The sequence below is a fragment of the Stenotrophomonas sp. STEN240 genome (assembly GCF_056756175.1).
Window position 1 is genome coordinate 1 of sequence record NZ_JBRRBO010000086.1, and the last position, 4,440, is coordinate 4,440.

The 4,440-nt window shown below is 64.1% G+C and carries 3 protein-coding genes; 1 reads left to right on the forward strand and 2 read right to left on the reverse strand.

The genetic code is table 11. The features are described from left to right. Nucleotides 1-67 precede the first annotated feature (67 nt). The gene (locus ACVOKO_RS19330) at nt 68-1,900 is read right to left on the reverse strand and encodes an ABC transporter ATP-binding protein (RefSeq protein WP_346500996.1); all 1,833 of its coding nucleotides are present in this window, start codon (nt 1,898-1,900) and stop codon (nt 68-70) included. 210 nt (nt 1,901-2,110) lie between these two features. Further along, on the reverse strand, nt 2,111-3,688 hold the full coding sequence (locus ACVOKO_RS19335) for a serine hydrolase (RefSeq protein ID WP_430980824.1): 1,578 nt from the start codon (nt 3,686-3,688) through the stop codon (nt 2,111-2,113). Between the two features lie 102 nt (nt 3,689-3,790). On the opposite strand from ACVOKO_RS19335, the gene ACVOKO_RS19340 reads away from it, so the two are divergent. Further along, nucleotides 3,791-4,219, forward strand: a complete 429-nt coding sequence (locus ACVOKO_RS19340) for a VOC family protein (protein ID WP_346500994.1) — start codon at nt 3,791-3,793, stop codon at nt 4,217-4,219. Nucleotides 4,220-4,440: the final 221 nt, after the last annotated feature.

Here is a 4,440-nt window from a genome sequence, read left to right on the forward strand (position 1 = left end):
ATGCTCGGCAGGAGCTTTCCCGGTAACGCCCCTGCCGAGCATGGCTCGGCACTACAGGACATTCGGCTCAGCCCTCGGCTGCCACAAACCCGCCGGTCTGGCGCGCCCACAGCCGTGCATACAAGCCGCCGGAAGCCACCAGTTCGGCATGGCTGCCGGTTTCGACGATACGCCCATGGTCCATCACCACCAGCCGGTCCATGCGCGCGATGGTGGACAACCGATGGGCAATGGCGATGACCGTCTTGTCTCCCATCAACTCGTCCAGGCTGTCCTGGATGGCCGCTTCCACTTCCGAATCCAGCGCCGATGTCGCCTCATCCAGAATCAGGATCGGCGCGTCCTTCAACAGCACCCGGGCAATGGCGATGCGTTGGCGCTGGCCACCAGACAGTTTCACCCCGCGCTCGCCGACATGGGCGTCATAACCCTGCCGGCCCTGCCCGTCCACCAGGGAATCAATGAAACCTTCGGCACGCGCCTTGGCCACAGCCGCGCGCAGCTGTTCCTCGCTGGCGTCGGGGCGGCCGTACAGCAGGTTGTCGCGGATCGAGCGGTGCAGCAGCGAGGTGTCCTGGGTGACCACGCCGATCTGCGCACGCAGGCTGTCCTGGGTGACGTGGGCGATATCCTGGCCGTCGATCAGGATGCGGCCGCTCTCCAGGTCGTACAGGCGCAGCAGCACGTTGACCAGGGTGGACTTGCCCGCACCCGACGGCCCGACCAGGCCGATCTTCTCGCCCGGCTTCACCGCCAGATTCAAGCCGGCCATCACTCCGCCACGCTTGCCGTAATGGAAATGCACATTCTGGAAATCCACTGCGCCGGCAGTGACGACCAGTGGCTTGGCATCGGCCGCATCCTGCACGCTCAGCGGCTGGGCAATGGTTTCCATGCCGTCCTGCACGGTGCCGATGTCTTCGAAGATGCCGTTGATGGTCCACATGATCCAGCCCGACATGTTGTGGATGCGGATCACCAGGCCGGTGGCCAGGGTGATCGCGCCCACGCTGATCAAGCTGTCCTGCCACAGCCACAACGCCAACGCGCAGGTGCCAACGATCAGGAAACCGTTGAGCACGGCGATCACCATCTCCAGGCCGGTGGTGATGCGGGTCTGCGCGCGGTGTTTTTCGGCCAGCTCCTGGATCGCTTCGGCGACATAGCGCTGCTCGTGCCCGCTATGTGCGAACAGTTTGAGCGTGGCGATATTGGTATAGCCATCGACGATGCGGCCCATCGCCCGCGAGCGTGCATCGGAGGCAATCCAGGCGCGGTGCTTCATGCGCGGCACGAAGTACACGCCGATACCCACATAAGCCACCATCCAGATCGCCAGCGGCAGCATCAGGCGCCAGTCGACCTGTGCGAACAGATATAGCGCGGTGCCGGTATAAACCACGATGTACCACATCGAATCGACCATCTGCACGGCGGATTCGCGCAGCGAAGTGCCGGTCTGCATCACCCGGTTGGCGACGCTGCCGGCAAAGTCGTTCTGGAAGAAACTCAGGCTCTGCCGCACCACATGGTTGTGCATCAGCCAACGCGAGCGGTTGCTCAGGCCCGGCACGATGGACTGGTTGACCAGCAGGTTGTGCAGGGCAACCAGGACCGGCCGCGCCAGCAGGGTGATGCCGGCCATCCATAGCAACTCGCTTGCATTGCGCTGGAAGAAACCCGGCCCAGGGCTATCGGCAAGCATGTCGACGATACGGCCAAGGAAGTCGAACATCGCCACTTCCACCAATGCCAGCAGCAGCCCGGCGATCAGCGTGGCCAGCAGCACCGGCCATACCGGGCGCAGGTAATGCAGGTAGAAGCGCACCACGCCGCGCGGCGGCGTGCGGGTGTCGACCGGCGGGAAAACGGGGATCAGGGATTCGAACCAGCGCAGCATCGCCACGGCCTGTAAAACCAGAACAGGCCGCGATTGTCCCATCGCGGCCTGTGTTGTGTCTGTCTAGGCGATGTCTGGTTGTGTCAGCGGCGAGAATCACTGGGTTGTGGGAGCGGCGTCAGCCGCGAAGCTGATACCGCTTCCACCCCTGATCAATCGCAAACTGATGATCCATTTGCTTCGCGGCTTACGCCGCTCCTACAACCCCCGTCAATCCGCCTTGGGCTTCAGCAGCAGGTCCTGGAAGTCAAAGCTGAAATCGGTCAACGACGACACGGGCTGCATGCGTACTTCACGCACCTTGCCATCCGGGTCCAGGCTGAAATTGACGAAGGCATCGGCGTTGAGCGAACGGTTGTCCCAGCGCACGATGAAGGTGTCGTGCTGCCAGTGCTCCATCGTGCCGACCAGATCGGCGGTGGCACCAAAGCGCAGGTGCAGCTTGCCGCCCTGCTGTTCGACGAACACATCGCCGTACCAGGCATCGCGATAGGTGCCGGCATACGCGGGCAGCGGCAGCGACGGCTTGCTCCGGGCATCACGCGCGGCCACATGCTTGTCCCAGGCCTCGTCGGCATTGCCCTGCGCCTTGGCAACGCCAGCGGCATAGGCGGCCACCCAGTCATTGCCCTGCGCACCAAGCATGGCATCGAGCACGCTCATGGTGATCGCGTTGAAAGCGGCGCCGGATTCCTGGTTGGTCAGCACCACCACGCCCAGGTTCTGCTCGGGCACCAGGGTCAACCGCGACACCTGGCCCGGCCAGCCACCGGTATGCCAGACCAGCTTCTGCCCACGGTAATCGCTCAAGCTCCACCCCTCGCCGTACCCGGCGAAGTTCGGCCGTGCAGCGGCAAGTTCCGGCACCGACGGCTTGGGCACCACCTGCGGGATCTGCATCTGCCACATCTGCTGCTGGGTCTTCTCGGTGAACAGCGGCGTGCCATCGGCGAGCTTGCCCTCGGCCAGCTGCACGTTCATCCACTTTGCTAGGTCATGCACGCTGGAATAGATGCCACCGGCGCCCGCATTGTTGGACCAGGTCAGCGGCGGCACCGGACGCAGATCCTTGAAGTCGAACTTGGCGTGGCCAACGGCTGCCTTGTCGCCCGGCTTGAGGTGATCGGCGTTATAGCGGGTCTCGCTCATGCCGACCTTGTCGAAGATGCGCTGCTGCAGGAAGTCGGCAAACGATTGCCCGGATACCTTCTCGATCACCTGCTGGGCAACGGCATAAAGAATATTGTCGTAGGCGTAGCGGTCGCGGAAACCATTCTTCAACGGCACCTGCGCCAGCCGCGCCACCACCTCGGCATTGCTGTAGCGCGTGGTCGGCCAGAACAACAGATCGCCCGCGCCCAGGCTCAGGCCGCTGCGGTGCGAGAGCAGATCGCGGATGCGCATTTCGCCGGTCACATAGGGATCGGACATGCGGAACGACGGCAGGTGATCGACCACCCGGTCGTCCATCTTCAGCTTACCGTCTTCGGCCAGCAGGTTCAGCGAGGTCGCGGTGAACGCCTTGGTATTGGAGGCGATGGCAAACAGGGTATCGGCCTGCACCGGCTCCGGCTTGCCCAGCTCGCGCAGGCCCCAGCCACGCTCCAGGATCACCTTGCCATCCTTGACCACGGCCACCGCCACGCCCGGCACGTCGAACTGCTGGCGTACCCGTTCCACGGTCGCGTCCAGCTGCTGCAGTTCCGTCGGCGCTGCCTCCTGTGCAACCGCCTGCGGTGCCACCACGCCCATCGCGAGCATCAGCCCGCCGCCCAACCAACTATTCAAAGTGCGCTCCCTATGAATCGATACCGGCTCCGCGCCGGCCTTCTCGCGATGGTAACGCGAGCGCGCCCACCCTCGCCTTTCCGCAACTGCCCGCACGCGACCATGGACCTCGCCGCCCGCACCACCTCAACCATCATTCCCTGCCTGCGTTACCGCGACGCACCCGCGGCCATCGACTGGCTGTGCAACGCCTTCGGCTTCCAGCGCCATGCGGTGTACCAGGATGGCGATCTGGTTCACCACGCGCAGCTGGTATTCGGCAACGGCATGATCATGTTGGGTTCGGTGCAGCCAAGCGAATGGGGCAGCAACATGATCCAGCCCGACGAGGTCGGCGGCATGGAGACGCAAAGCGCCTGCGTGATCGTCAGCGATGCCGACGCCCATTACAGCCAGGCCAAGGCCGCCGGGGCGGAGATCGTCATCGATATTGCCGACCAGGCCTACGGCGGCCGCGGCTACGCCTGCCGCGATCCCGAAGGCCACCTGTGGTGGTTTGGCAGCTACGACCCGTGGGCCCCGAACGTGTAGTGCCGAGCCATGCTCGGCAGAGGCGTTCCACGTAGCGCTTGCCCCACATGTAGTGCCGAGCCATGCTCGGCAGAAGCGTTCCACGTAGCGCTGGCCCCACATGTAGTGCCGAGCCATGCTCGGCAGAGGCGTTCCACGTAGCGCTTGCCCCACATGTAGTGCCGAGCCATGCTCGGCAGAAGCGTTCCACGTAGCGTTTGGATCGCTGGTAAAGCTCCTGC